Source organism: Pigmentiphaga sp. YJ18, assembly GCF_038066655.1.
Taxonomy (GTDB): Bacteria; Pseudomonadota; Gammaproteobacteria; order Burkholderiales; family Burkholderiaceae_B; genus Pigmentiphaga.
Map to the genome: position 1 here is coordinate 392,398 of NZ_JBBUKU010000002.1, position 23,651 is coordinate 416,048.

Genomic DNA, 23,651 nt, shown 5'->3' on the forward strand with positions numbered 1-23,651 from the left:
GGCGGCCGGCGTACAATTCGAGGATTACCCCCCCGGTTACGCATGGCGCACGCCCAAGGCTTTCGGAGCCCTGGGCCGCGGCGGAGGCGGGTTTGGCCAGCACACCACGCACCGCGCGTGTGCTCGCCAAACAAGCTTTCTTGCCATTGTAATAGGGGACTTTCATGTCTTATGTTGTGCCGTTCGAGCAGCTCCGCATGACGGATGTTGACTCGGTAGGAGGGAAGAACGCTTCACTAGGAGAGATGATCAGCCAGCTGACCGGCGCCGGTGTCCGCGTTCCGGGCGGTTTTGCCACCACGGCAGAGGCTTTCCGTGATTTCCTGAAGGATTCGGGCCTGGATGCCCGGATCAACACGCGCCTGTCTTCCCTGAATCCGGAAGACGTGCGCGCGCTGGCCGAAACCGGCGCGGAAATCCGGCAATGGATCATCGACGCTCCGTTCTCGGCCCGGTTCGAGAAAGACATCCGTGAATCGTTCGCCAAGCTCGACGCCGACGGCAAGGGCTCGTTCGCCGTCCGTTCGTCCGCCACCGCCGAAGACCTGCCCGACGCCTCGTTCGCCGGCCAGCAGGAAACCTTCCTGAACGTGGTCGGCATCGACGACGTGCTGGACAAGATCCGCCACGTGTTCGCGTCGCTGTACAACGACCGCGCCATCTCGTATCGCGTGCACAAGGGCTACGCTCATGCCGACGTGGCCCTGTCCGCCGGTATCCAGCGCATGGTCCGCTCCGACACCGGCGCGGCCGGCGTCATGTTCACCATCGACACCGAATCGGGCTTCCCCGACGTCGTCTTCATCACCTCGTCCTACGGCCTGGGCGAAACGGTGGTGCAGGGCGCGGTCAACCCCGACGAGTTCTACGTCTTCAAGCCCACGCTGGAAGCCGGCCACTATCCCATCGTCAGCCGCCGCATCGGCTCCAAGCTGATCAAGATGGAATTCGACCCGGCCCGCACCGAAGGCCGCGCCGTGCGCACGGTCGACGTCGCGCCCGAGCTGCGCAACCGCTTCTCGCTGTCCGACGAGGACGTGATCGAGCTGGCGCGCTACGCCGTCATCATCGAGAAGCACTACGGCCGTCCCATGGACATCGAATGGGGCCGCGACGGCAACGACGGCAAGATCTACATCCTGCAGGCGCGTCCGGAAACCGTGAAGTCGCAGCAGTCCGGCAACGACGTGCAGCAGCGCTACCGCCTGAAGGCCACCGGCAACGTGCTGGTCACGGGCCGCGCCATCGGCCAGAAGATCGGCTCGGGCCCCGTGCGCCTGGTGGGCGACATCGCCGACATGGACAAGGTTCAGCCGGGCGACGTGCTGGTCACCGACATGACCGATCCCAACTGGGAACCCGTCATGAAGCGCGCCTCGGCCATCGTCACCAACCGCGGCGGCCGTACCTGCCACGCGGCCATCATCGCGCGCGAACTGGGCATCCCGGCGGTCGTCGGCAGCGGCGACGCCACCGACGTCCTGAAGGACGGCGCCATGGTCACCGTGTCCTGCGCCGAAGGCGACGAGGGCCGGATCTACGACGGCCTGCTGGAAACCGAGGTCGAGGAAGTCCGTCGCGGCGAAATGCCCGCCATCGACGTCAAGATCATGATGAACGTCGGCAACCCGCAGCTCGCCTACGATTTCGCGCAGATCCCGAACGGCGGCGTGGGCCTGGCCCGCCTGGAGTTCATCATCAACAACAACATCGGCATCCACCCCAAGGCCATCCTCGACTATCCGAATGTCGATAGCGACCTGAAGAAGGCGGTGGAATCGGTGGCCCGCGGCTATGCCAGCCCGCGCGCGTTCTTCGTCGACAAGCTGGCCGAAGGCATCGCCACGATCGCGGCGGCCTTCTATCCCAAGTCCGTCATCGTGCGCATGTCCGACTTCAAGTCGAACGAATACCGCAAGCTGATCGGCGGCTCGCGCTACGAGCCCGAGGAAGAGAATCCCATGCTGGGCTTCCGCGGCGCGTCGCGCTACATCGCCGACGAGTTCGCCGAGTGCTTCCGCATGGAGTGCGAGGCGCTGCGCCGCGTGCGCCAGGACATGGGCCTGACCAACGTCGAGATCATGGTTCCCTTCGTGCGTACGCTCAAGCAGGCCGAGCGCGTGGTGGGCCTCTTGGCCGACAACCAGCTCAAGCGCGGCGAGAACGGCCTGCGCCTGATCATGATGTGCGAAGTGCCGTCCAACGCGGTGCTGGCCGAGCAGTTCCTGGAGCACTTCGACGGCTTCTCGATCGGTTCGAACGACCTGACCCAGCTCACCCTGGGCCTGGACCGCGACTCGGGCCTGGAACTGCTGGCCGCCGACTTCGACGAACGCGATCCGGCCGTCCAGGCGCTGCTGCAGCGTGCCATCGAGGCTTGCCTGAAGGCCGACAAGTACGTCGGCATCTGCGGGCAGGGCCCTTCCGATCACCCCGATTTCGCGGTGTGGCTGAAGAACCAGGGCATCAAGTCGATCTCGCTGAATCCGGATACTGTCGTCGACACCTGGAAGAAATTGGCTGAGTAGGGGACCCCCCCTACGCGCTTGCGCGCGCCCCCCAGGGGGCGGCACTGGTGGACCGGCGGAGCCGGATCCACTGTGCCCTGGGGGGAACCGGCTGATGGAGAGCGGCGTTCCTTTTGGGGCGCCGCTTTTTTTCGGGGTCAGCCGGCGGCTGCTTCGTAGGTCCAGCTGCCGATGGTCAGCGTTTCCTTGCCGCCGGCGGTGGCGAAGTGCAGCTCGTACAGGTCGCGGCCGGCGTTGGCGGGGATCTTGACGGTCATGCCGGCGCGGTCGGCGGCCAGCGGGGCCAGGAGCTGGTATTCGGGCGAGCCGTCGTCGTAGCTGCTGTTGCGCACCAGGATGTAGCCCGGCAGTTCGGGCAGGCTGCCCAGTGTGGCGTAGGGCGTGCCGGTCAGGGTGGACGGCATGGTCGTGGAGGATTCGTTGGTGACCGTCCAGGTCTTGCCCAGGCGCGCCTGCCAGGTGGCGCCCAGCGGCGCCAGCGGCAGCAGTTGCTGGCCCACGGGCAGCGTCGTCTCGCTGTAGCCGGCGCCGAACAGGGGGCCGCGCAGCATCAGGTAGCGATAGCGATAGGGCTGGCCGTTCGCGTCGGTGCCGGACACGACCTCGAAACGGTAGCTGATGGGGGCATCGCCACCCCACCACCAGCCGTCGCTGCGCAAGCTGTATCTGGCGCCGCCGTTCATCGGCTGCCAGGCCGTGCCGTTCCAGGACGACAGCGAGAAGCTGCCGTCCTGGTTGGCCGTGACTCGCATGGGCTGGTTGTAGTTGGCGTAGATGCCCTCGGCATCGGCCAGTCCGGGCGCCGCCGCCTCGGGCGGCGCGGCATGGGCGACCAGCGGTGGCAGGGCGCGTATCGTCCCGTCCTCGACCAGGGCGCGCAGCAGCACGCCTTCGGCCAGCGCGCCGGCGCGGTAGGTGTCGGCGCGCTGGGCATTGCCCGTGTTGCCGGTCACCATCAGGGCCAGCCGCTGGTCCGGCAGTACGTAGAAGTCGCTCGAGAAAAACGTCGTGCCGCCGTTCTTCTGCCAGGCCCGGATGCCGGCCGCGGCCAGCCCGGGATGCCGCACGCTGTCCCAGCCCAGCCCCCATACCCATTCCGGCGAAGGATTGATGGCCAGGCCCGTGGTCTGGTCGGTGCCCATCTGCGCGATGCCGTCGGCCGACACGATGCGCCGCGACTGGTAGGTGCCTCCTTCGAGGAACAGGCGCGCCAGCTTCAGCATGTCGCCGGGCGTGGCGGTCAGGCCGCCGGTGGCCAGCGGATTGACGAACTCCTGGGGATACTGTCTGCCGCCCGAATAAGGCAGCGCGAATGAGCCGCCCGTGGGTTTCTTCGTCAGGAAGCCGGAGTCGGCCATGCCCAGGGGCGTGAGCACGTTGGCCTGGACGAAGGAGGCGTAGTCCTGCCTGGCCAGGGCCGCCACCACCCGTTCGATCATCGTGAAGCCGTCGTTGCAATAGACCGCCAGTTCGCCGGGCAGGTGCTTCAGGTGTTCGCCGGCCAGGGCGGCTTCGGCGTTGGCCGCGTAGCCCGGTATGGGCTCGAAGGCGAAGGCGTTGCGCATGCTGGTGCCCGGCAGGCCCGAGCAATGCGAAAGCAGGTGCCGGGTCGTGATCTGCGCGTATTCGGGCGACAGCATGGTGAAGCCGGGCAGGTAGCGCGCCACGGGCGCATCCAGGTCCAGCAGTCCGCGGTCCCGCAGGATCATCGCGGCCAGCGCCGCCAGCACCTTGCTGACCGAACCGATGTTGAAGCGCGTCTGGATGCCGGCCGCGACGTTGTCCTTCACCGAGGCGCGGCCGAAGGCCTGCTGCCAGACCACGGTGTCGTTCTTGAGCAGGGCGATCGAGACCGCGGCCACGTTGTCGGGATCGCCGGCCAGGGCGCGCGCGATTTCCTGGCGGCCCCATTCGATGGTCTGCGCGTAGGAGGCGGGCGTCGGGCCGTCGCCCCCGCCGCAGCCGGGCAGGACCGCGGCCAACAGGCCGGCGCCGCCGTAGCCCAGGAATTGCCGCCGGCCGGCGGACGAAGGACCGGCAGGCATGGGGGTGGGCGTTGCGCGCATAGGGGTTCCTCCGGTTGCCGGGGGCCTGCCCGGGCGGCGTTTCCCCCACGCAGGCATAATAGCGGTAGATACGTCACTGCGGCACGTTTCGCGCCGCACGGCCGAGCCGGCGGGCCGCGTCCGCTCTCGCTCGAAGGAGGCAACTATGAATCCCGCCTGGGTATGGTTCGGTCTGATGGCCCTGGCCCTGATCGGCGAAGTCATGACCGGCACCTTCTATCTGCTCATGGTCGCCGTCGGCTTCGCCGTGGCCGGCATCGCGGCCTGGCTGGGCGTGGACATCGCCTGGCAACTGGTGCTGTGCGCGGCGGCGGTGGTGCTGTGCACGCTGCTGCTCAAGCGCCTGAACGTGCTGAAGAAGCGCGGTTCGCCGCCGTCTTCCAACGCCAACGTCAACATGGACATCGGACAGACCGTGAAGGTCGAGGCCTGGAACGAAGACCGCACCGCACGGGTCTGGTATCGTGGGGCGCACTGGCAGGCCGAGCTCGCGCCCGGGGCCGAGCCGGTCGCCGGGCAGTTCGTGATCACCGAGATGCGCGGCAACAGCCTCGTTCTTTCGCCCCCTCGCTAAGGCCGTTGCGGACGGCCTTCCCGTATCGCTGGCAATACCCACAAGGAAGCACCATGAGCGCATCCACCATCGTCCTGCTGGTCATCGTTTTCCTGGCCATCCTCATCGTCGTCAAGGCCATCGCCATCGTGCCGCAGCAGCATGCGTGGGTGGTCGAGCGCCTGGGCAAGTTCGACCGCGTGCTGTCGCCCGGCGCGGGCTTCGTGATCCCGTTCATCGAGCGCGTGGCCTACAAGCATTCGCTCAAGGAAATCCCGCTGGACGTGCCCAGCCAGGTCTGCATCACGCGCGACAACACGCAATTGCAGGTGGACGGCATTCTGTACTTCCAGGTCACCGACGCGATGCGCGCCTCGTACGGCTCGTCCAACTACATCGTGGCCATCACCCAGCTGGCCCAGACCACGCTGCGCTCGGTCATCGGCAAGCTGGAACTGGACAAGACCTTCGAGGAACGCGAGCAGATCAACAGCAGCATCGTCAGCGCGCTGGACGAGGCCGCGCTGAACTGGGGCGTGAAGGTGCTGCGCTACGAGATCAAGGACCTGACGCCGCCGGCCGAGATCCTGCGCGCGATGCAGGCCCAGATCACCGCCGAGCGCGAGAAGCGGGCCCTGATCGCGGCTTCCGAGGGCCGCCGCCAGGAACAGATCAACATCGCCACCGGCGAACGCGAGGCCGCCATCGCGCGTTCCGAGGGCGAGAAGCAGGCCCAGATCAACCAGGCCCAGGGCGAGGCGAACGCCGTCGTCACCGTGGCGGACGCCACCGCCAAGGCCATCATCCAGGTGGCCGAGGCCATCAAGCACCCCGGCGGCATGGAAGCGGTCAACCTCAAGGTGGCCGAGCGCTACGTCGATGCCTTCGGCAACCTGGCCAAGACCAACAACACCCTGATCGTGCCGGCCAACGTCAGCGACATCAGCGGACTGATTGCCTCGGCGCTGACGGTGGTCAAGGGGACGCAGGGGCCCAAGGCGCCCAACTGACAACGGCAAGCCGCGCGGCGCGGCAAGGGATTCAGCGACCCAGGAAGCGCCGCGCGTTGTCTCCATACACCGCGTCGCGCAGCGCGGCGTCCAGCCCCAGGCTCTCCAGCCGTTCGACCGGTTCCCGGTCCATGACGCGGAAAGGATAGTCAGTGCCTATCATCACCTGGCCCGCGCCGAAGCGATCCAGCAAGAGGCTTATCGTCGGCGCATCGTAGACCAGATCGTCGTAGTACATCCGCTGGGCCTGCAGCGTGGGCGAGGCCAGCATGCTCTCCTTGATTTCGGCGGCGCGCTGCCAGGCGTTCTCCAGCCGCGGCAGCAGCATGGCGAGCGTGCCGCCGCCATGGCTGAAGGCGATGCGCAGCCGGGGGTGTCGCGCCAGTACGTTGCCGGTTATGAGCGAGGCCGCCGCCAGGCCGATCTCGGAAGGAAAACCCAGCGCCTGCTGCAGCGAAGCCGGGCCCACCAGCCGGTCGACGCCGGCGGGGCGGATGGCATGCACGAACACGCACAGATCCAGGCGCTCGGCGGCCGCGAAGAAGGGCTGGAACTTGGGCAGGCCCAGTGGTTCGCCATTGACGTTGCTGCCTATCTCCACGCCGGGAAAACCGAGCGTGCCGGCGAGGTATTCCAGCTCCTCGATCGCACGGTCCAGATCCTGCATGGGCACCGCGCCCAGCGCCGCAAAGCGGTCTGGGTGGGTGGACGCCAGCCGCGCCATCTGCTCGTTCAGGTCGCGGTGCAGCACCGCGCAGGCGGGGCCGGGCATCCAGTAGGACAGCAGCTCGGGCATGGGCGAGACCACCTGCATGCCTATGCGCATGGCTTCCATGTCCGCCTTGCGTTTGCCCGCGTCCCAGCACTGATCGGTGACGGTACGGTAATTCTTGCCGTCGATCATCACGTGGCGGTGGCAGGCGCATTCGGCCGGCGCAATCGACGGCCACATATGGGCGGGGGCCCACGGCGGCATGGGCGCAAGCGTCTCGGGCACGAAGTGCGTATGGACGTCGACGCTGCGGCGCCAGGCTTCGCCTGCGTTCATGCTTCGCCTCCGCCCAGCACGGCGTAGAGCTCGCAGCGAACGTGGGCGCCCTCGGGCAGGTGGCCGGCCGGGACGACGTGACGCGCCGGCCGCGAACCGGCGTCCGGGAACATCGTTTCCCAGGCCTGGTTGACCGCGCCGCGCAGCGCCATGTCCGATACGTCGAACTCTATCTTGACGATGTCTGCGGTGGAGCCGCCCGCCGCCTGCATCACGGCGCGGATGTTGTCGAACAGTTGGGCGATCTGCGCCTGCGCGTCCGCGGCCAGCTCGCGCGTGGCCGGATTGCGTCCATAGATGCCGCCGGACATCACGACGTTGCCGATGCGGCAGGCCGTGGGCGCGGGAGACTTGCGTTCGAGCCCGTCGACCTGGATGCTGACGCGGGCGGAAGAGGCGGGTGCCATGCGGTCTCCTTGCTAGACGGGGTCGTAGACGACCGTGACCTTGTTGGAGTTGAAGATGTAGGTCTCGACGAAGTCGGACCATGCGAGATGGGCGTTGAGTTCGTACATCGCGCCCATCAGGCAGAACCAGTTCAGCACCTCCTGCTGTCCCGCATCCACGACCTGCGCCAGCGTGGTCTGCCGCCAGGCCTCGTAGTCGCCCTTGACCAGGGCGTCGTACAGGCGGCGGTCGTTCTCGACGTCGGGATGCATCTGCCAATATTTCGCGCACAGGAACGCATGCGACCAGCTCGACGATGCCATCAGGCAGATACGCCACGGACTGGCCCGCATCGCGCGTGCCGTCGCCCGGCCCAGCTCGAAGCAGCGCAAGGGCGAGGGCGCAGGAGGGTCCAGGTGGCGTTCGGTGGTCTTGATCTTGGGCACTGAACCGCGGTTGCAAATCACGTCGCTGCCATAGCAGTTGATCGTGAAGGGTACCATCGGATAGTCGAAGCCCTTGCGGTCGTAGTCCAGGTAGAGCACCACGTTCATGAACGCGTGCGACAGATCCTTGCGGTGCAGCGGCTTGTAGGCGTAGGCCACGTCGAAGGAGGATTCGATCAGCCGCGAGGTCAGGTAGTGCCCGACCTGCGGCGCCATGCGCACGTGGAAGCTGTGATCGGCCGGCTCGTTCCAGGGATTGCCGTTGGGGCCGTGCGGCTGCACGTGCAGATCGTCCTTGTAGGCCAGCACGCAGAAGGGCGGGATGACGTCGTCGCGGAAGTTCTCGTACTGGTCGTCGCCCCAGACCACGATGGCATCGGGCTTGAAATCGTCGAGTGCGACGCGGGCCTTGCGGATGCCGGTCAGCAGGCTCTCGCGGTGGGCCGCAGCCGCAGGCATGCCCGCTTCCCATTCGGCCTGCATCGGCGCGGGCCAGTTGGCCATGTCCTTGACGTCGGCAGGGATGTCCGGGTGCTGCAGATTGGCCTTGAGGCGCTTGGCGAAGGTATCGTCCAGGTCGTGCAGGCGCGGCCAATGTGAAATGCCAAGGCCGAGTATGTCTGCCATGTTCAGACTCCGATTCTTGATAGGGGACTAGCGTTGGTCAGGACACCGCGGCTGCGCATGCCGGGCTGCGGCCGCCGGCGCCGGCCGGATCGCCATGGCCGGTCGCGATGGCGGCCACCCGGGCGGGATCATCCGGCGGCGCGTTGCCGCGCCACGCCACGTGCAGGTCCGGGCGCAGCAGCAACAGCGCATGGCCGTAGATGCGCAGCGGTGCTTCGTCCTCGAACTCGTGCACCGCCAGCGGCGCGCCGTATGCGCGCAGCGCCTGTTCCAGAGCGCGAGTGTCGTGGCCGCCCTTGGGGCCCAGCTTGATCAGGTTGTAGCCCTGCGTCATGTGGTCCTGCAGGGCGCTGCCGTCGTCCAGCCAGACGTGAGGAATGCGCGCGCCGGGCCAGGTTGTGGGGGTGTAGGCGCGGCTGTCGGGATCCGGGCCTTCTCCTGGCTCCTGGCAGATGATGGTGGTGTCGATGTAGCGGTAGCCCATCTCGATGCCCAGGATCTCGTTGGTCTTGCGCTGTTCGATGTCGGCCACGCGCGCCACCTCGGCCCGCGTCGCGCGGCCTTCGGGCGTGTCGTCGTTGATGTCGGGCTTGTACGCGGCGCGCCAGTCGACCCGGCCTTCGGCGGCGTTGGTCGAGGCCTGCACGTTGCGGCGGCCGATCTGCAGGCGTTCGGTCAGGTAGGATTGCAGCAGCTCCGGTCCGCCCCAGCCGCGCAGCGTGCCGGCCAGCTTCCACGACAGATCGATCACGTCGCCCACGGCCGTGTTCATCCCCAGCCCACCGGTGGGAATCACCAGGTGAGCGGCGTCGCCGGCGATGAAGACACGGCCGTGCCCCAGACTGTCGGCGCACAGGAGGTGCTGGTACCACTCGCCGGTGTAGAGCGTCTCGCAATCGAAGTCGAGGCCCTTGCCGACCGATCGGCGGAACTTTTCTTCCACGTTCTCGCCTTCCCGATACATGGTGTTCATGCGGAAATGGCGGGTGGAGTCCTGCACCGTGATGGAGGTGAAGTCCGGGTCGCCTATGATGTGGTAGTGGCGTCCCTTGCCCACAGGAATGCGCTCGAACAGGTCGTCGGCGCGGAACAGCGCCGCGCGCATGTGGCGGATGCGGCCCCGGCCTGCCAACTGGATGCCCAGCGCCTTGCGCACCGGGCTGGCGCCGCCGTCGCAGCCCACCATATAGGCGGCGCGTACGGTCTGCACCTCGCCATCGGGACGGCGGATGCGCGCCGTGACGCCGCTGCCGTCCTGCTTGAAATCGAGCATTTCGTGGCCGAAGCAGACGTCGACGTTGGCAGTGACCTCCGCTTCCGCGCGCAGCAGCGGATCCAGCGTGTACTGCGAGATCAACTGGTACGGTTCCAGCGGCCGGTTGCCGTCGTTGTGCGCGCGGATGTCCGCCTGCAACTCCGCCACCGAGGCGTAGGGCAGATGCAGCACCGCGGGCTCGGTCATGCTGGTGACGATGAACACGTCCATCGGACAATCGCGCGGAAAGCCGGCGGCGCGGATGCGTTCGGACAAGCCCAGGCGGCGGAAGATCTCCATGGTGCGGGCGTTGGCGCGCTCCAGCTTGGGATGGATGCCATGCTTGTCCAGCTTTTCGATCAGCGTGGTGCGGATGCCGCGCTGGCCCAGGTCGATGGCCAGGGTCTGGCCGGCGGGACCCGCGCCGATCACCAGGACTTCGGTTTCGATCATGTTTTGCGTTCCTTTCATTGCTCGGTAATGCCGGCCTTCTCGACCACGTCTTTCCAGCGGGCGATGTCGCTGGCCAGCAGCGTGCCCAGTTCGGCGGGTCCGCTCGGCCTGGCGTTCGGCACCACTTCCTGGCGCCGCAACTCTTCCTGGAAGCTCTTGTCCGCCATGACGGACTGGATGTCGCGGCTCAGTCTGTCGACGACGGCCTTGGGCGTGCTTCGGGGAACGAAAATGCCGATCCAACTGCTGGCATGGACGTCGGCGATGCCAGCTTCCTTGAAGGTGGGGGCATCCGGCGCCAGCGGCGCGCGTTCGTCGCCGGCGGTGGCCAGGATCCGGATCTTCTTGGCATTGACCAGCGACATCACCGAGTTCAGCGGGAAAAAACCCACCTGGGCGCGGCCGCCGGCGATGTCGACCGTGGCGCCGGCGGTGGCCTTGTAGGGCACGTGCGCAAGGTCGGTCTTGGTTATCAGTTTGAACAGCTCGGTGTAGAGGTGGTGCGGCGTGCCCACCCCCGGTGTGGCGTAGTTGATCTGGCCCGGCTTGCTCTGGGCCAGCGCCACCAGCTCCTTCACGTTGGCGACCGGCAGGTCGGCGTTGACCACCAGCGCGGTCACCGTGCGACCCATGAGCGAGACCGGCGCGAAATCGGCGGGCGACCAGGGCAGGTTCTTGTTGATCGCGCCCAGCATGCTGATGGTGTTGGTCACCACCAGGATGGTATTGCCGTCGGCCGGCGCCTTGCCGGCGTAGCCGATGCCGATCGAACCGCTGGCGCCGGTCTTGTTGTCGACCACGACCGAGTTGTTCCACTTGGCGGACAGGCGCGTGGACAGCGCGCGGGCCACGATGTCGGACGACGTGCCGGCCGAGGTGGGCACCACCATGGTGACGACGGGAGCGGGGAAGGTCTGGTGCTGCGCGTGGGCCGGCGTGGCGGCCACGATCGCCGCAACGGCGAATAGGGCGTGTTTCAAGGCTGTCTCCTGGTTGGGCGAATCCCGGTGCAATGCGGAACTGCGAGACCCCTGCCGTTCGCCGCAAGCGCGGGCGGGGTCGTTTCTATTGGCCGGCATCCTAACACGATTTCCGAAAATTTTTAATAATTTCGGAATTAATAATTTTTATGAAATTTTGCTAGAATGGCCGAAAACAGAGGTGTCCATCGTGAGCACAAAAACCGTCGCCACCCAGCTGGTGCCCCAACTGCGGGATCTCATCGCCAACGGCAGTTTTCCGCCCAATACCAAGCTCAAGCTGCAGGAGCTGGGACAGACCTTCGGCGTGAGTCTGTCTTCGGTGCGCGAAGCGCTGCTGGTGCTCAGCACGCAGGGGTTCGTAGTGGGGGAGGACCAGCGGGGTTTTCGCGTGGTCGACGCATCGGCCGCCAACCTGGCCGAGGTCACCACGCTGCGGGCGCAGTTCGAGCCCTATGCGCTGCGGATTGCCATCGAGCGCCAGGACCGCGCATGGGAAGAGAAACTGGTCGGCATCTTCTACCGCCTGTCGCGGATCGAAAAGGAAGACGGCTACGTGCCGTTCCTGGACGAATGGGAGCGCGCCCACCGCGAATTCCACCTGTGCATGATCGGCGGTTGCCAGATGCCGCTGCTGCTGCAGTTCTGCAGCAACCTGCACGACATGAGCGACCGCTACCGCCGCATCTACCTGTCGCGCGACATGCCGCCCCAGCGCGACGTCGCGGCCGAGCACTCGGCCATCATCGACGCCATCCTCAAGCGCGACGCCGATACCGCGTGCGAGCTGCTGCGCACGCACAGCCAGCGCACCGGCGCCGCCGCGCTCGAGCGCCTGCAGGCGCTGAAATAGGAAACCTGCCATTCACCACAACCGGGCCGGAGGTCCGCCACGACGATGAAAACAACGGAGACACCCCCCTCGCCGGAGCTGGGCAGGACGCTCGAGCTGCCCGGCCTGCGGGTCAATTATCACGACCGGGGCGAAGGGCCGCCCCTGATGCTGGTGCACGGCTCCGGCCCCGGCGTATCGGCTTGGGCCAACTGGCGCGGCGTGATCGACGAACTGTCCGGCCGCCACCGCGTCATCGCGCCCGACATGGCGGGGTTCGGCTATACGGCCGTCGATCCCGGCACCGTCTTCAATATCGACAACTGGGTCGCCCAGGTGATAGGCGTCATGGACACCCTGGGACTGGAGCAGGCCGACCTGCTGGGCAATTCCTTCGGCGGCGGCATCGCGCTGCACGTGGCGCGCCGCCATCCGGCCCGCGTGCGCAGACTGGTGCTGATGGGCGCCGTCAGCCTGTCGTTTCCGCTCACGCAAGGCCTGGACCTGGTCTGGGGCTACACCCCCTCGATCGAGAACATGCGCCGCCTGATGGGCGTTTTCGCCTGGGACCAGGCCCTGACCACGGAAAACCTGGTGCGCCTGCGCTACGAGGCCAGCATCCAGCGCGGCATGGACAAGGTCTACGAATCGTTGTTCCCGGCCCCGCGCCAGCGCTGGGTCGACATGCTGGCCCAGCCCGAGGCCGAACTGGCGCGGATCGAGCAGCCCACGTTGATCCTGCATGGGCGCGACGATCAGGTGATCCCGCTCGATATCTCGCTGCGCCTGCTGCGGGTGCTCAAGAATGCCGACCTGGCCGTATACGGCAATTGCGGGCACTGGACCCAGATCGAAAAGCGCCAGGAATTCGTCCACGCCGTGCTGGGCTTTCTGGCCGCGCCTTCCAAGGAGCAAGCATGACCTCACCCGCATCCGCGCTGGCCGGCCGCTGGAACATCGTCTCGTGGGAGCAGCGCTACGATGACGGCCGCATCGTCGCGCCCATGGGCAAAGCGTTGCAGGGCTACCTGATGTACACCGAAGCCGGCTACATGAGCGTCTTCATCTGCGCCGGCGGCCGTCAGCCCTTTGCTTCGGGCCTGCAATTCGGCGGCACCCAGCAGGAGAAAGCCGCCGCCTACGACACCGTGCTCAGCTACGGCGGCCGCTACGAAGTGCAGGGCGACACCGTCCTGCATCATGTGGAAGTCAGCCTGTTCCCCAACTGGGTGGGACAGGTACAGAAGCGCCGCTATACGCTCGAAGGCGATCGGCTCGCCGTGGCGGCCACGCTCGAAGCAGGCACGCCCGAGGCCCGGCAGATCGTCCTGACCTGGGAGCGCGCGCCGGTGCCCACCGCGTGAACCGACGGAGTTGTCAGAAAAGACGCCCGCGCAAGCGGGCGTCTGGCTTTACAGGCGGGCTCAAGTCCCCTTGCGCGTGTCGTGCTTCATGATCTGCGCCTTCTCGCGCAGCCAGTCGCGTTCGCGCTCGGTGTCCCGCTTGTCGAACTGCTTCTTGCCCCGCGCCAGCCCGAAATCCAGCTTGATCAGCGAATTCTTGAAATGCAGGTTCAGCGGCACCAGCGCGAAGCCGCGCTGTTCCACCTTGCCGATCAGCTTGTGGATTTCCTCGGCCTTCAGCAGCAGCTTGCGCGTGCGGGTGGCGTCCGGATGGATGTGGGTGGAGGCCGTTTCCAGGGGGCTGACGTGCATGCCCAGCAGGTAGAGTTCGGCATCGCGGACGATGACGTAGCTTTCCTTGAGCTGCACGCGCCCGGCACGGATCGCCTTCACTTCCCAGCCTTCGAGCACCAGGCCGGCCTCGAAACGCTCGTCGATGAAGTAGTCGTGGAATGCCTTGCGGTTCTCAATGATGCTCATTCGTCACGCCGTTAAAATGCGTCATTCTAGCAATTTGCCCAATCGGATCCTCTACGCATGCATAAAGTGCAACGTTCGGTGTTGGTCCCCTATAGCGCCGCCCAGATGTTCGACCTGGTGGCCAAGGTCGAGGACTACCCCAAATTCATGCCCTGGTGCGGCGGCACCGAGGTGCACGAACGGGACGAGAACGGCCTGCGCGCTTCGGTCGTGATCCAGTTCGCCGGCCTGCGCCAGCGCTTCACCACCCGCAACACCCATCATTATCCCGACCGCATCCAGCTCGATCTGGTCGACGGACCGTTTTCGATGCTCGAAGGTGTCTGGGAGTTCCAATCCCTGGCCGACGACGCCTGCAAAGTGGTCTTCACCATGCAATACCAGTTCTCCAGCCGCGCGCTGGAAGCTCTGGTCGGCCCGGTGTTCAACCGCATCGCCACCAGCTTCATCGACGCCTTCACCCAGCGGGCCGAAGCCTGCTATGGATAGCCAGGGGGGGCAGGGCGGTACCGTGGCCGTCAGCATCTGTTATGCGGATGCAGCGGAAACCTGGATGCGGGAGCTCGTCCTGCCCCAGGGCGCGACCCTGGCCGACGCCATCCAGGCCAGCGGCTTTCGCCAGGCCTACCCGGGCGTGGACCCCGCCCGGGCCGGCACCGGCGTCCACGGCCGCCGCCGGCCGCTGGACCATGTCCTGCACGACCATGACCGGGTCGAGATCTACCGCCCGCTGGTCTTCGACCCCAAGGAATCCCGCCGCCGGCGGGTGGCCCACAAGGCGGCCTCGGCCGGCGCCAAGGGGCACGGACGAACCCGGTAGGCAGGTCCGCCGGACAGACCGTGGGTTTTCCCGCATATAAACCCTCTTGACAGCAAGGCTGAACAGCGCAGCCCCCCGCTCTGATTTACAATACTGGGTTTATTGCGGCCAGGGGTTACTCGATGCGTCTCGTACAAAATGCGCTTACTTTCGATGACGTGTTGTTGGTGCCCGCATATTCTGCGGTGTTGCCCCGCGATACCAGTCTTCGAACCCGCCTGACCCGTGAAATCTCGCTGAACATTCCCCTGGTGTCCGCCGCCATGGACACCGTCACGGAATCGCGCCTGGCCATCGCCATGGCCAAGGAAGGCGGGATCGGGATCATCCACAAGAACCTCACCGCCGACGAGCAGGCGCGCGAAGTCGCCAAGGTCAAGCGCTACGAGGCCGGGGTCGTGCTCGATCCCATCACCATCGCGCCCCACATGAAGGTGCGCGAAGTCATCGAACTGCAGCACCAGCACGGCATCTCCGGCCTGCCCGTGGTCGAGGGCCGCCAGGTGGTCGGCATCGTCACCAACCGCGACCTGCGCTTCGAAGACCGCTACGACGAACCCATCCGCACCGTCATGACGCCGCGCGAGCGCCTCATCACCGTGCGCGAAGGCGCCTCGCTGGACGAGGCCCAGGCCCTGATGCACAAGCACCGCCTGGAGCGCGTGCTGGTCGTCAACGACAACTTCGAACTGCGCGGCCTGATGACCGTCAAGGACATCATCAAGACCACCGAGAACCCCAACGCCAGCAAGGACGAGCACGGCAAGCTGCGCGTCGGCGCCGCCGTCGGCGTGGGCGAGGGCACCGACGAACGCGTCGAGAAACTCGTCGCCGCCGGCGTCGACGTCATCATCGTCGACACCGCCCATGGCCATACCGCCGGCGTGCTCGACCGCGTGCGCTGGATCAAGAAACACTACCCGCAGCTGCAGGTCATCGGCGGCAACATCGCCACCGGCGCCGCCGCCCGCGCGCTGGTCGAAGCCGGCGCCGACGGCGTCAAGGTCGGCATCGGCCCCGGCTCCATCTGCACCACCCGTATCGTGGCCGGCGTGGGCGTGCCCCAGATCACCGCCATCTCCAACGTGGCCGAAGCCCTGGAAGGCACCGGCGTCCCCCTGATCGCCGACGGCGGCGTGCGCTACTCCGGCGACATCGCCAAGGCCCTGTCGGCCGGCGCCTACACCGTTATGATGGGCGGCATGTTCGCCGGTACCGACGAAGCCCCCGGCGAAATCGTCCTGTACCAGGGCCGCTCGTACAAGTCCTACCGCGGCATGGGCAGCCTGGGCGCCATGGCCGACGGCTCGGCCGACCGCTACTTCCAGGACCCGGCCAACAACTCCGACAAATTCGTGCCCGAAGGCATCGAAGGCCGCGTCCCCTACAAGGGCAGCGTCATCGCCATCGTCTACCAGCTGGTCGGCGGCGTGCGGGCCTCCATGGGCTACTGCGGCTGCGCCACCATCGACGACATGCGCACCAAGAGCGAATTCGTCCAGATCACCGCCGCCGGCATCCGCGAATCGCACGTCCACGACGTGCAGATCACCAAAGAAGCCCCCAACTACCGGATGGACTGATATGGTCCCCCCCACTCACACTCCGCGTTCGCGGCCCCCCAGGGGGCGCTTGTCGCTCGCCTTGGGGCGGCCCGGCGGCTCGCTCGGGTAACCTATGTCTCACGACCGCATCCTGATCCTAGACTTCGGCTCGCAAGTCACCCAACTCATCGCCCGCCGCGTGCGCGAAGCGCAGGTCTACTGCGAAATCCACCCCTACGACGTTTCGGACGATTTCGTCCGCGAAGAACTCGCCAAAGGACTGAAAGGCGTCATCCTTTCGGGCAGCCACGCCTCGGCCTACGACGAAGCCTCCATGCGCGCCCCCCAGGCCGTGTTCGAGTCCGGCGTGCCCGTGCTCGGCATCTGCTACGGCATGCAGACCATGGCCATGCAACTGGGCGGCAAGGTCAGCTTCAGCGACCACCGCGAATTCGGCTACGCCGAAGTCCGCGCCCACGGCCACACCCCGTTTCTGAACGGCATCCAGGACTTCGCCACCCCCGAAGGCCACGGCATGCTCAAGGTCTGGATGAGCCACGGCGACAAGGTCACCGAGCTGCCCCCGGGCTTCAAGCTCATGGCCTCCACCGCCTCGTGTCCCATCGCCGGCATGGCCGACGTCGACCGCGGCTATTACGCCGTCCAGTTCCATCCCGAAGTCACCCACACCGTCCAGGGCCAGGCCCTGCTGGCGCGCTTCGTGCACGACATCTGCGGCTGCGGCGACGACTGGAACATGCCCGACTACGTCAGCGAAGCCGTCGAGGCCATCCGCAAACAGGTCGGCAACGACGAAGTGATCCTGGGCCTGTCCGGCGGTGTCGATTCTTCCGTGGCCGCCGCCCTGATCCACAAGGCCATCGGCGACCAACTGACCTGCGTGTTCGTCGACCACGGCCTGCTGCGCCTGAACGAAGGCGAACAGGTCATGAAGACCTTCGCCGAGAACATGGGCCTGAAGATCATCCACGTGGATGCCACGGATGACTTCATGGGCAAGCTGGCCGGCGAAACCGACCCCGAAGCCAAGCGCAAGATCATCGGCAAGGAATTCGTCGAAGTCTTCCAGCGCGAGTCCGGCAAGCTCAAGAGCGCGAAGTGGCTGGCGCAGGGGACCATCTACCCTGACGTGATCGAATCGGCCGGCGCCAAGACCGGCAAGGCCGTCACCATCAAGTCGCACCACAACGTGGGTGGCCTGCCCGATACCTTGCACCTGAAGCTGCTCGAGCCGCTGCGCGAACTGTTCAAGGACGAAGTGCGCAAGCTGGGGATCGCGCTGGGCCTGCCGCACGGCATGGTCTACCGGCATCCGTTCCCTGGGCCGGGCCTGGGCGTGCGGATCCTGGGCGAAGTGAAGAAGGAATACGCGGACCTGCTGCGCCGCGCGGATGCGATCTTCATCGAAGAACTGCGGGGCACGCGGGCGACCGAACAGGATGCCGCCGCGGGCCTGTGCGCGGCGGAAGAGGTTGGGAAGAACTGGTACGACCTGACCAGCCAGGCGTTCGCCGTGTTCCTGCCCGTGAAGTCCGTGGGCGTGATGGGGGATGGGCGGACGTACGACTACGTCGTCGCGCTACGCGCGGTGCAGACCACCGACTTCATGACGGCGCATTGGGCGCATTTGCCCTATGCGTTGTTGGGGAGGACTTCGAACCGGATTATCAATGAGGTTCGGGGGTTGAATCGGGTGGTTTATGACGTTTCGGGGAAACCGCCGGCTACGATTGAGTGGGAGTGAGTTGACGTCCTTCGGGGACTATCGCCAGCTATCGAAAAACTGCCGTAACGTGTTGATTTTCAAGTGGATGCGTCGCGGCAGCTATCGGTGACTATTGCCGGCCAGCAGAACAGGTTGGCGGTGGAGTTGGCGGTAAGAACTGAGGGTCGGATTAAGACCGTCCCATTCACTATCCAGACCAAACCCGTCTTTGACGGTAAAGGTCTCCTCGGGAAAGCTTGTTTTATGCGGCTTTCCCGGCATCAGCAGGTCTCCTGGCCCCTGACGGTAAAAGCCGTCACGAAACAGGAGAAAAACCTCGATGCTTACCGACACAGCACTGCGCAATCTTAAGCCTAAGTCCAAGATTTATAAGGCTTCTGACCGCGATGGGATGTACGTGACGGTATCGCCTACCGGTACCGTCACCTTCCGCTACGATTACCGTCTCAATGGGCGCCGCGAGACGCTGACCATTGGCCGCTACGGTCCGGCGGGCATTTCGTTGGCATTGGCGCGCGAAAAGCTGATCGACGCCAAGAGGGCCGTCGCCCAGGGCAAGTCCCCCGCGCTGGAGAAGCAGCGCGAGAAGCGCCGGCTGACTGCCGCGAAGACCTTCGGCGACGTGACCGCGAAGTGGCTGGAAGGTGCCCGGATGGCCGATAGCACCAAGGCGATGCGCAAGCACATCGTCGATCGGGACATCCTACCGGTCTTCCAGAACCGACAACTCAACGAAATCACTGCCGATGACCTGCGCGCCCTTTGCAGCAAGGTGAAGGCACGTGGTGCGCCCGCCACTGCGGTGCATATCCGCGACATCGTGAAGCAAGTTTATGCCTTCGCCATCCTGCATGGCGAGAAGGTGGACAATCCTGCCGATGGCGTCGGCGCGGCGTCGATCGCGACCTTCGTGCCGAAGGATCGTGCATTGTCGCCACTGGAAATCCGGTTGATGGCACGGCAGATGGAATCGGTGGCTACCTATCCGACGATCCGGCTGGCGCTGCGCATGATCCTGCTGACGCTGGTGCGTAAGAGCGAGTTGATCCAGGCCACTTGGGATGAAGTCGATTTCGAGAACGCGACCTGGACCATCCCGAAGCAGCGGATGAAGGGGCGCAACCCCCACGTGGTCTACCTCTCGCGCCAGGCGCTCGACATCTTCGTGGCGCTACACACGTGCGCGGCCGGTTCCAAGTTCGTGCTGCCGTCTCGCTATGACGCTGACCGCTGCATGTCGAACGCTACCCTCAACCGGGTCACGCAGATCGTGGCGGAACGGGCCAAAGCTGCTGGCCTGCCGCTGGAGCCATTCACCGTCCATGACCTGCGGCGTACCGGCTCGACGTTGCTCAACGAGATCGGCTTCAATCGCGACTGGATCGAGAAGTGCCTGGCGCACGAGGACGGGCGCTCCTCACGGTCGATCTACAACAAGGCCGAATACGCCGAGCAGCGACGCCACATGCTGCAAGAGTGGGCCAACATGGTCGATGCCTGGATCGACGGGCAGACGTATGTGCCGAAGCTGATGCCGGAGAATGTCATCGTGCCGGCGTTGAGCGCGACTGCCTGAAAGGGCGGCCGGGTTGTCACTTGACAACCCGGCCGCCCGTGACGATACTGGAGATCACTCATGGCCCGTTCCTCCCATCCGAAGAAAGAGGTCGAGGAAGCTCTCAGGCATGCCGAAGGGCAGGGCTGGCGCGTCGAAGTCGGCGGTAGCCACGCTTGGGGGCGGATTTATTGTCCGTACAACGATGAGGAATGCCGCTGCGGCGAGTTCTGTATCACGTCGGTATGGAGTACGCCGAAGAACCCCGGCAACCACGCTCGCGCCTTGCGGCGTGTCGTGGACAACTGCACCACGCATCGCAAGCAGCGCGAGGCTGACGACGATGCCAAGGAGTAGCGCGATGGAGTACACCTTCACCTTGAAGTACCAGCTTGCCGACGATGACTGCGACCCGGACGTGCTGATCGAGCGCCTGGGCGAAGCCGGCTGCGACGATGCCTTGGTCGGCATCGGCCAGCCGGGACGGCTGGCGCTGGAGTTCACTCGCGAGGCGGCCGACGCGGAGGCTGCCGTGCGCAGTGCGCTGACCGCCGTGCGCAGTAGTGTACCGTCGGCCAATCTGATTGAAGTCGCACCCGATCTGGTTGGGCTGACCGACGTGGCCGAGATCGTGGGTGTTTCCCGGCAAAACATGCGCAAGCTCATGCTGGCGCATCCGGGCAGTTTCCCCGTGCCTGTGCATGAGGGGAGTGCGTCGATCTGGCACTTGGCGGACGTACTGACCTGGTTGCAGGCCAAGGGCAGTTATTCTCTGGCCAAGGATGTGCTGGACGTGGCGCGCGTAGCACTGCGGGTCAACGTGGCGAAGGAGGGTCGGCGGTTACCACGCTCGGTGTCCGAGGAGCTGCGAGCCTTGGTTGGATGAGGCGCGTCGCCGAGATCATCCTTCTCGAACCCGCCCGAACAGGGCGGGTTTTTCGTAGATGGGCATGCTAGGCCACTTGCAAGAGGCAAGTCTGTAGCGTGTTTGCGTAACTAACGATCGCGGCTCGGTTAGCTCAGGCCCGTGGACCTGGAGCAGCGGCTCCTGCAGCAACCGGCGGTCCTGCCTTGCGCTTCTTGGCGGTTTCCTCCGAACGCTTATGAACCTGCGCACGCCAGTCTTCCAGTGCGAGGATGTCCTCGAGTAATTCGTCCGGGTCAGGAACGGCAACGCCACCCATCATTGCTTTGTCATGAGCATAGTTGGAGCACTTGGTCATCCCTGCGTTGACCTGCGCGTAGTCCTCATCATTTACACTCACGCCGGCAAGCCGTTGTGTTTCCACGCCCTTGCGGAAGCGGAGAATGACTTCGCGCAGGAGAACTTCCTCCACCGCTCGCTCCCATGCCATACGCAGGCGAAAGTAAGCATCAACCGTCTGCCTATGATGCTCTGGCCCGTCTCCATCTTTGTGTAGCTTCGCAATGGTCTGCTGCTGTGCTTTCAGCGCGCCGATGCGCTTGCTGGCATTCTTTCCCTCGAAGGGCAATTCTGGGTCTGCTATGCCAAATCCTTCGGCACGCCGTGTCAAACTTTGGGTAACCACTGCAGCGCCTGCCTGCTTTGCCTCCTCGGCCAACAGGCATAGGAAATAAATGTCATGCGTAAAGATGATGACCTGCCGCTGCGTCGATTCAGCAGCGAGGCGCTTGGCCACGCGCTCACGCCGACGATGGTCTAGGGATGAAACTGGATCGTCGAATACGACCCCACCCTTGCCGCTGTTCAGTCCCACTTCCGCGAGGAACGAGCCGATAGCGATGGCACGTTGCTCGCCTTCGCTTAGGATCTCACCAGGACTACGGGCCTGTGGTAGCTGTAGTTTCAGCTTATGCAGCGCTTTCCCTCGGTCTGCACGGCTTTGCAGAGAAACGCTCAGGTTTCCCACGCCCAGGGCCTTAAATTCGCGGTTTAGCGCATCAGCGAGTTCCTTAGAGACGACCTTTTCTGCCAGTTCCGAAGCCTTGAGCGATATGGCATTTGTCCTGACAGCGGACAAACAGCTCTTCAGCTTTCCTTGGTGTTCTAGTTTCGCCACTGCTGCAATCACAGCTTCTTTAACTTGGCTGAGTTTTACGCGGGCCTCCAGTTCGCCAAGTTGCTTCTGCAACGCCGCGCGAGCTTCTTCATTCGAGGCTTTCTCCAAAGCTTCCGCTTCGGCATTTAACTTGTCAGCGAGTCCCTGCAGTCGTTCTGCCGGATTAACCAGTACCTGATCTAGGCCCGTCCAGTCCTGGGAGATAACTGCAGCCTTGATCGCTTCATGCCGAGCAGTCAGTGCGGCCTCGAAAGCCTTGGTGTCGTCAACCAGAGCTGGGTCAATTTCCTGTATTTCCGTTTGTGTTGCCTCATCGAGGCTCAACGTCATGACTGAAGCTGCAAATGGACGGTACTCGACAGCGAGCGCTTGGCGCCGCGCTTGGGCCGTTTTTTCTGCTTCTGCTTGTATGAACGCCTCGAATCGCAGTAGTCGTTCCGCGCCAGCTGCCAGCGGCTGTTGGCAAAGCGGGCATGCGGCGTCTGCTCCCAAATCCGGGAACTGTTTGTCTGGATGGGCTTCTAGCGCGAACTTGCGAGCTGCATCGAACAGCTCCCGCCATACCTCGCCACCGGTTCCCGGCAGAAGGTTTTCACCTTCTTTGAAGTTCTTCGCAGCGAGCGCAGCAGCAGCCTTCGCCGAGTGAAAGCCTTCGGATAGGGTCTTAAGCTTGGCAATGGTCTCAGGGCCGACCACCTGTCCTTTCTCGCCAGCATTCTTCGCGATCGTTGCGACACGGCGCGCGCGTAAGCGAAGAAGGCCAGCCTTTTCCCTTGGATTGTTCTCCCTGAGGCTTTTATCCAGCGTCTGCCTGTGCTCAAGATCCTCCGGATTGAGAGTGGCTAGTGCTTCAATCTGTGCAACGCTGGACTTTGCAGAAAGCCCTGCGATCAATTTTCCGACAGAAGTTTCACCCTGCAGGTGCGCAAATGCAGTGAGATCTACGGACGACTGCTTTTGTTCCAGCTCAATGGAGGTTTTGAGTTGTTGGCAAAGCTTGGCGAGTGACTCAAATACGCCTAGGCCATATGGCACGTATGAGAAGTCATCCTCCGTATCCAGATAGGCTCGGGCGCAGTGCGCGTCAAAGATGGCAAATGATGAGAGCTCTGGCGGAGCCTCTTTGCCCTGTTGCCACGTTACTTCCTTGAGAGCACCGTCAACAGCTATCTCGAAGGCGGCCTGCGCGTTGCCAGCCTTGGCCCCAGGTAAATTCGCATTAGGATGAATAGGTTCAGATTGGTCGCGAGCCCGGCAAGCACGCTTGAGGACGCGCGAATATCCGGACTTTCCAGACCCGTTATCACCGTATATGACAGTCATGCCTGCCGGACCAACTGCCAGTTGCTGATTCTCGGCAATCGCGTTGACGTTGAGTAGATCCTTTATGGCCCGCAATTCAATATGCGTGGTGGCCTCTACCTGTGCTGGAATTTGATTGGCAGTTAGTGGTTTGGGCTGACGATTGCTAGGGTCTGGAATGCCGTGGGCCGACTTGAGCAGGGCATACAGGTCCTCATGATCCTGAGGCGTTAGCCCTTCTTTTATCAGCAAGCGAGAAACCGCATCACTCTGCCAAGCCGCAATTCCCTGTGTCCAAGCCAAGATCTCTTGCAGTATCGCCATGAGCGTTCCCTGTCTCTATCGGTTACTTGGTGTGACGTCAGTTTAACCATGTTGCATTTCATTGAGAAATGGGTATCGCAGCTCGGCACTGCCTCGGTATATGCGTAATTGCCGGTCAAGCTCGTGCCATCTCCATGGGCGAACCTGCATGTCCGAGCTGTACGAAGCGTCCAGTGAGGCGTTGGGTGTGTTTCCGCCGAGGCAATGGGTATCGCACTCAGTGACTAGAGAGTCGAAATCATGGGCGGG

21 protein-coding genes are annotated in these 23,651 nt (G+C 64.6%); 13 read left to right on the top strand and 8 right to left on the bottom strand.

Annotated features, from left to right (window positions below; genetic code table 11):
- Window positions 1–164: 164 nt before the first annotated feature.
- Window positions 165–2,528 carry a phosphoenolpyruvate synthase gene (ppsA, locus tag WKR98_RS15590; RefSeq protein WP_124689698.1) on the top strand — a complete coding sequence of 788 codons (2,364 nt, stop codon included), beginning with the start codon at window positions 165–167 and terminating at the stop codon, window positions 2,526–2,528.
- Between the two features lie 137 nt (window positions 2,529–2,665).
- Here ppsA and WKR98_RS15595 read toward each other — a convergent pair whose 3' ends face one another.
- Window positions 2,666–4,594, bottom strand: a complete 1,929-nt coding sequence (locus tag WKR98_RS15595) for a serine hydrolase domain-containing protein (protein WP_124689697.1) — start codon at window positions 4,592–4,594, stop codon at window positions 2,666–2,668.
- Between the two features lie 145 nt (window positions 4,595–4,739).
- Between WKR98_RS15595 and WKR98_RS15600 the strand changes: the two genes are divergently transcribed.
- A complete protein-coding gene (locus WKR98_RS15600; RefSeq protein WP_124689696.1) occupies window positions 4,740–5,168 on the top strand; it encodes an NfeD family protein in 429 nt (142 codons plus the stop codon).
- Between the two features lie 53 nt (window positions 5,169–5,221).
- Window positions 5,222–6,157 carry an SPFH domain-containing protein gene (locus WKR98_RS15605; protein WP_341434012.1) on the top strand — a complete coding sequence of 312 codons (936 nt, stop codon included), beginning with the start codon at window positions 5,222–5,224 and terminating at the stop codon, window positions 6,155–6,157.
- A gap of 31 nt (window positions 6,158–6,188) precedes the next feature.
- Here the strand turns inward: WKR98_RS15605 and WKR98_RS15610 are convergent, their stop codons facing one another.
- Genes WKR98_RS15610 through WKR98_RS15630 form a run of 5 tightly spaced genes read right to left on the bottom strand, consistent with a single transcriptional unit; the run spans window position 6,189 to window position 11,353 of the window.
- The gene (locus WKR98_RS15610) at window positions 6,189–7,205 is read right to left on the bottom strand and encodes an amidohydrolase family protein (protein WP_341434013.1); all 1,017 of its coding nucleotides are present in this window, start codon (window positions 7,203–7,205) and stop codon (window positions 6,189–6,191) included.
- Window positions 7,202–7,612, bottom strand: coding sequence for a RidA family protein (locus WKR98_RS15615; protein WP_341434014.1), 411 nt, complete (start codon window positions 7,610–7,612; stop codon window positions 7,202–7,204). The genes WKR98_RS15610 and WKR98_RS15615 overlap by 4 nt, the downstream gene beginning before the upstream one ends.
- Window positions 7,613–7,624: 12 nt before the next feature.
- On the bottom strand, window positions 7,625–8,665 hold the full coding sequence (locus WKR98_RS15620) for a DODA-type extradiol aromatic ring-opening family dioxygenase (protein WP_341434015.1): 1,041 nt from the start codon (window positions 8,663–8,665) through the stop codon (window positions 7,625–7,627).
- A 37-nt stretch (window positions 8,666–8,702) separates the two neighbouring features.
- Complete coding sequence (locus tag WKR98_RS15625; protein WP_341434016.1) at window positions 8,703–10,373, bottom strand: FAD-dependent monooxygenase; 1,671 nt, start codon at window positions 10,371–10,373, stop codon at window positions 8,703–8,705.
- Between the two features lie 14 nt (window positions 10,374–10,387).
- Complete coding sequence (locus WKR98_RS15630) at window positions 10,388–11,353, bottom strand: Bug family tripartite tricarboxylate transporter substrate binding protein (protein ID WP_341434017.1); 966 nt, start codon at window positions 11,351–11,353, stop codon at window positions 10,388–10,390.
- 190 nt (window positions 11,354–11,543) lie between these two features.
- Between WKR98_RS15630 and WKR98_RS15635 the strand changes: the two genes are divergently transcribed.
- The 3 genes from WKR98_RS15635 to WKR98_RS15645 are packed head-to-tail and all read left to right on the top strand — an operon-like array spanning window position 11,544 to window position 13,549.
- On the top strand, window positions 11,544–12,206 hold the full coding sequence (locus tag WKR98_RS15635; protein ID WP_341434018.1) for a GntR family transcriptional regulator: 663 nt from the start codon (window positions 11,544–11,546) through the stop codon (window positions 12,204–12,206).
- Between the two features lie 45 nt (window positions 12,207–12,251).
- Window positions 12,252–13,106, top strand: a complete 855-nt coding sequence (locus WKR98_RS15640; RefSeq protein ID WP_341434019.1) for an alpha/beta fold hydrolase — start codon at window positions 12,252–12,254, stop codon at window positions 13,104–13,106.
- Window positions 13,103–13,549 carry a lipocalin-like domain-containing protein gene (locus WKR98_RS15645; protein ID WP_341434020.1) on the top strand — a complete coding sequence of 149 codons (447 nt, stop codon included), beginning with the start codon at window positions 13,103–13,105 and terminating at the stop codon, window positions 13,547–13,549. The genes WKR98_RS15640 and WKR98_RS15645 overlap by 4 nt, the downstream gene beginning before the upstream one ends.
- Before the next feature lie 60 nt (window positions 13,550–13,609).
- On the opposite strand, the gene smpB is transcribed toward WKR98_RS15645, so the two are convergent.
- The gene (gene smpB, locus WKR98_RS15650) at window positions 13,610–14,068 is read right to left on the bottom strand and encodes an SsrA-binding protein SmpB (protein ID WP_341434021.1); all 459 of its coding nucleotides are present in this window, start codon (window positions 14,066–14,068) and stop codon (window positions 13,610–13,612) included.
- A gap of 57 nt (window positions 14,069–14,125) precedes the next feature.
- On the opposite strand from smpB, the gene WKR98_RS15655 reads away from it, so the two are divergent.
- The 7 genes from WKR98_RS15655 to WKR98_RS15685 all read left to right on the top strand — a co-directional run bounded on the left by WKR98_RS15655 (window position 14,126) and on the right by WKR98_RS15685 (window position 20,620).
- Window positions 14,126–14,557 (top strand): type II toxin-antitoxin system RatA family toxin, encoded by a 432-nt coding sequence (locus tag WKR98_RS15655; RefSeq protein ID WP_124689693.1) that lies wholly within the window; start codon window positions 14,126–14,128, stop codon window positions 14,555–14,557.
- Window positions 14,550–14,888 (top strand): RnfH family protein, encoded by a 339-nt coding sequence (locus tag WKR98_RS15660; protein ID WP_341434022.1) that lies wholly within the window; start codon window positions 14,550–14,552, stop codon window positions 14,886–14,888. The genes WKR98_RS15655 and WKR98_RS15660 overlap by 8 nt, the downstream gene beginning before the upstream one ends.
- A gap of 122 nt (window positions 14,889–15,010) precedes the next feature.
- Window positions 15,011–16,471, top strand: a complete 1,461-nt coding sequence (guaB, locus tag WKR98_RS15665; RefSeq protein WP_341434023.1) for an IMP dehydrogenase — start codon at window positions 15,011–15,013, stop codon at window positions 16,469–16,471.
- Window positions 16,472–16,565: 94 nt separating this feature from the next.
- A complete protein-coding gene (gene guaA, locus WKR98_RS15670) occupies window positions 16,566–18,197 on the top strand; it encodes a glutamine-hydrolyzing GMP synthase (RefSeq protein WP_341434024.1) in 1,632 nt (543 codons plus the stop codon).
- Window positions 18,198–18,498: 301 nt separating this feature from the next.
- Complete coding sequence (locus WKR98_RS15675) at window positions 18,499–19,755, top strand: tyrosine-type recombinase/integrase (RefSeq protein ID WP_341434025.1); 1,257 nt, start codon at window positions 18,499–18,501, stop codon at window positions 19,753–19,755.
- Between the two features lie 60 nt (window positions 19,756–19,815).
- Window positions 19,816–20,091 carry a hypothetical protein gene (locus WKR98_RS15680; protein ID WP_341434026.1) on the top strand — a complete coding sequence of 92 codons (276 nt, stop codon included), beginning with the start codon at window positions 19,816–19,818 and terminating at the stop codon, window positions 20,089–20,091.
- Between the two features lie 4 nt (window positions 20,092–20,095).
- Entirely contained in the window at window positions 20,096–20,620 is a 525-nt protein-coding gene (locus WKR98_RS15685; RefSeq protein WP_341434027.1) for a helix-turn-helix transcriptional regulator, read from the top strand.
- Between the two features lie 133 nt (window positions 20,621–20,753).
- Here the strand turns inward: WKR98_RS15685 and WKR98_RS15690 are convergent, their stop codons facing one another.
- Window positions 20,754–23,402 (bottom strand): AAA family ATPase, encoded by a 2,649-nt coding sequence (locus WKR98_RS15690; RefSeq protein ID WP_341434028.1) that lies wholly within the window; start codon window positions 23,400–23,402, stop codon window positions 20,754–20,756.
- Between the last annotated feature and the right edge of the window lie 249 nt (window positions 23,403–23,651).

Bases quoted from the DNA above. Each gene is read 5' to 3' on its own strand.
- WKR98_RS15660 (WP_341434022.1), top strand. From the start codon at position 14,550: ATGGATAGCCAGGGGGGGCAGGGCGGTACCGTGGCCGTCAGCATCTGT.
- WKR98_RS15610 (WP_341434013.1), bottom strand. From the start codon at position 7,205: ATGAACGCAGGCGAAGCCTGGCGCCGCAGCGTCGACGTCCATACGCAC.
- guaB (WP_341434023.1), top strand. From the start codon at position 15,011: ATGCGTCTCGTACAAAATGCGCTTACTTTCGATGACGTGTTGTTGGTG.
- smpB (WP_341434021.1), bottom strand. From the start codon at position 14,068: ATGAGCATCATTGAGAACCGCAAGGCATTCCACGACTACTTCATCGAC.
- WKR98_RS15600 (WP_124689696.1), top strand. From the start codon at position 4,740: ATGAATCCCGCCTGGGTATGGTTCGGTCTGATGGCCCTGGCCCTGATC.
- WKR98_RS15675 (WP_341434025.1), top strand. From the start codon at position 18,499: ATGCTTACCGACACAGCACTGCGCAATCTTAAGCCTAAGTCCAAGATT.
- guaA (WP_341434024.1), top strand. From the start codon at position 16,566: ATGTCTCACGACCGCATCCTGATCCTAGACTTCGGCTCGCAAGTCACC.
- WKR98_RS15620 (WP_341434015.1), bottom strand. From the start codon at position 8,665: ATGGCAGACATACTCGGCCTTGGCATTTCACATTGGCCGCGCCTGCAC.
- WKR98_RS15640 (WP_341434019.1), top strand. From the start codon at position 12,252: ATGAAAACAACGGAGACACCCCCCTCGCCGGAGCTGGGCAGGACGCTC.
- WKR98_RS15615 (WP_341434014.1), bottom strand. From the start codon at position 7,612: ATGGCACCCGCCTCTTCCGCCCGCGTCAGCATCCAGGTCGACGGGCTC.
- ppsA (WP_124689698.1), top strand. From the start codon at position 165: ATGTCTTATGTTGTGCCGTTCGAGCAGCTCCGCATGACGGATGTTGAC.
- WKR98_RS15690 (WP_341434028.1), bottom strand. From the start codon at position 23,402: ATGGCGATACTGCAAGAGATCTTGGCTTGGACACAGGGAATTGCGGCT.
- WKR98_RS15595 (WP_124689697.1), bottom strand. From the start codon at position 4,594: ATGCGCGCAACGCCCACCCCCATGCCTGCCGGTCCTTCGTCCGCCGGC.
- WKR98_RS15605 (WP_341434012.1), top strand. From the start codon at position 5,222: ATGAGCGCATCCACCATCGTCCTGCTGGTCATCGTTTTCCTGGCCATC.
- WKR98_RS15655 (WP_124689693.1), top strand. From the start codon at position 14,126: ATGCATAAAGTGCAACGTTCGGTGTTGGTCCCCTATAGCGCCGCCCAG.
- WKR98_RS15680 (WP_341434026.1), top strand. From the start codon at position 19,816: ATGGCCCGTTCCTCCCATCCGAAGAAAGAGGTCGAGGAAGCTCTCAGG.
- WKR98_RS15625 (WP_341434016.1), bottom strand. From the start codon at position 10,373: ATGATCGAAACCGAAGTCCTGGTGATCGGCGCGGGTCCCGCCGGCCAG.
- WKR98_RS15645 (WP_341434020.1), top strand. From the start codon at position 13,103: ATGACCTCACCCGCATCCGCGCTGGCCGGCCGCTGGAACATCGTCTCG.
- WKR98_RS15685 (WP_341434027.1), top strand. From the start codon at position 20,096: ATGGAGTACACCTTCACCTTGAAGTACCAGCTTGCCGACGATGACTGC.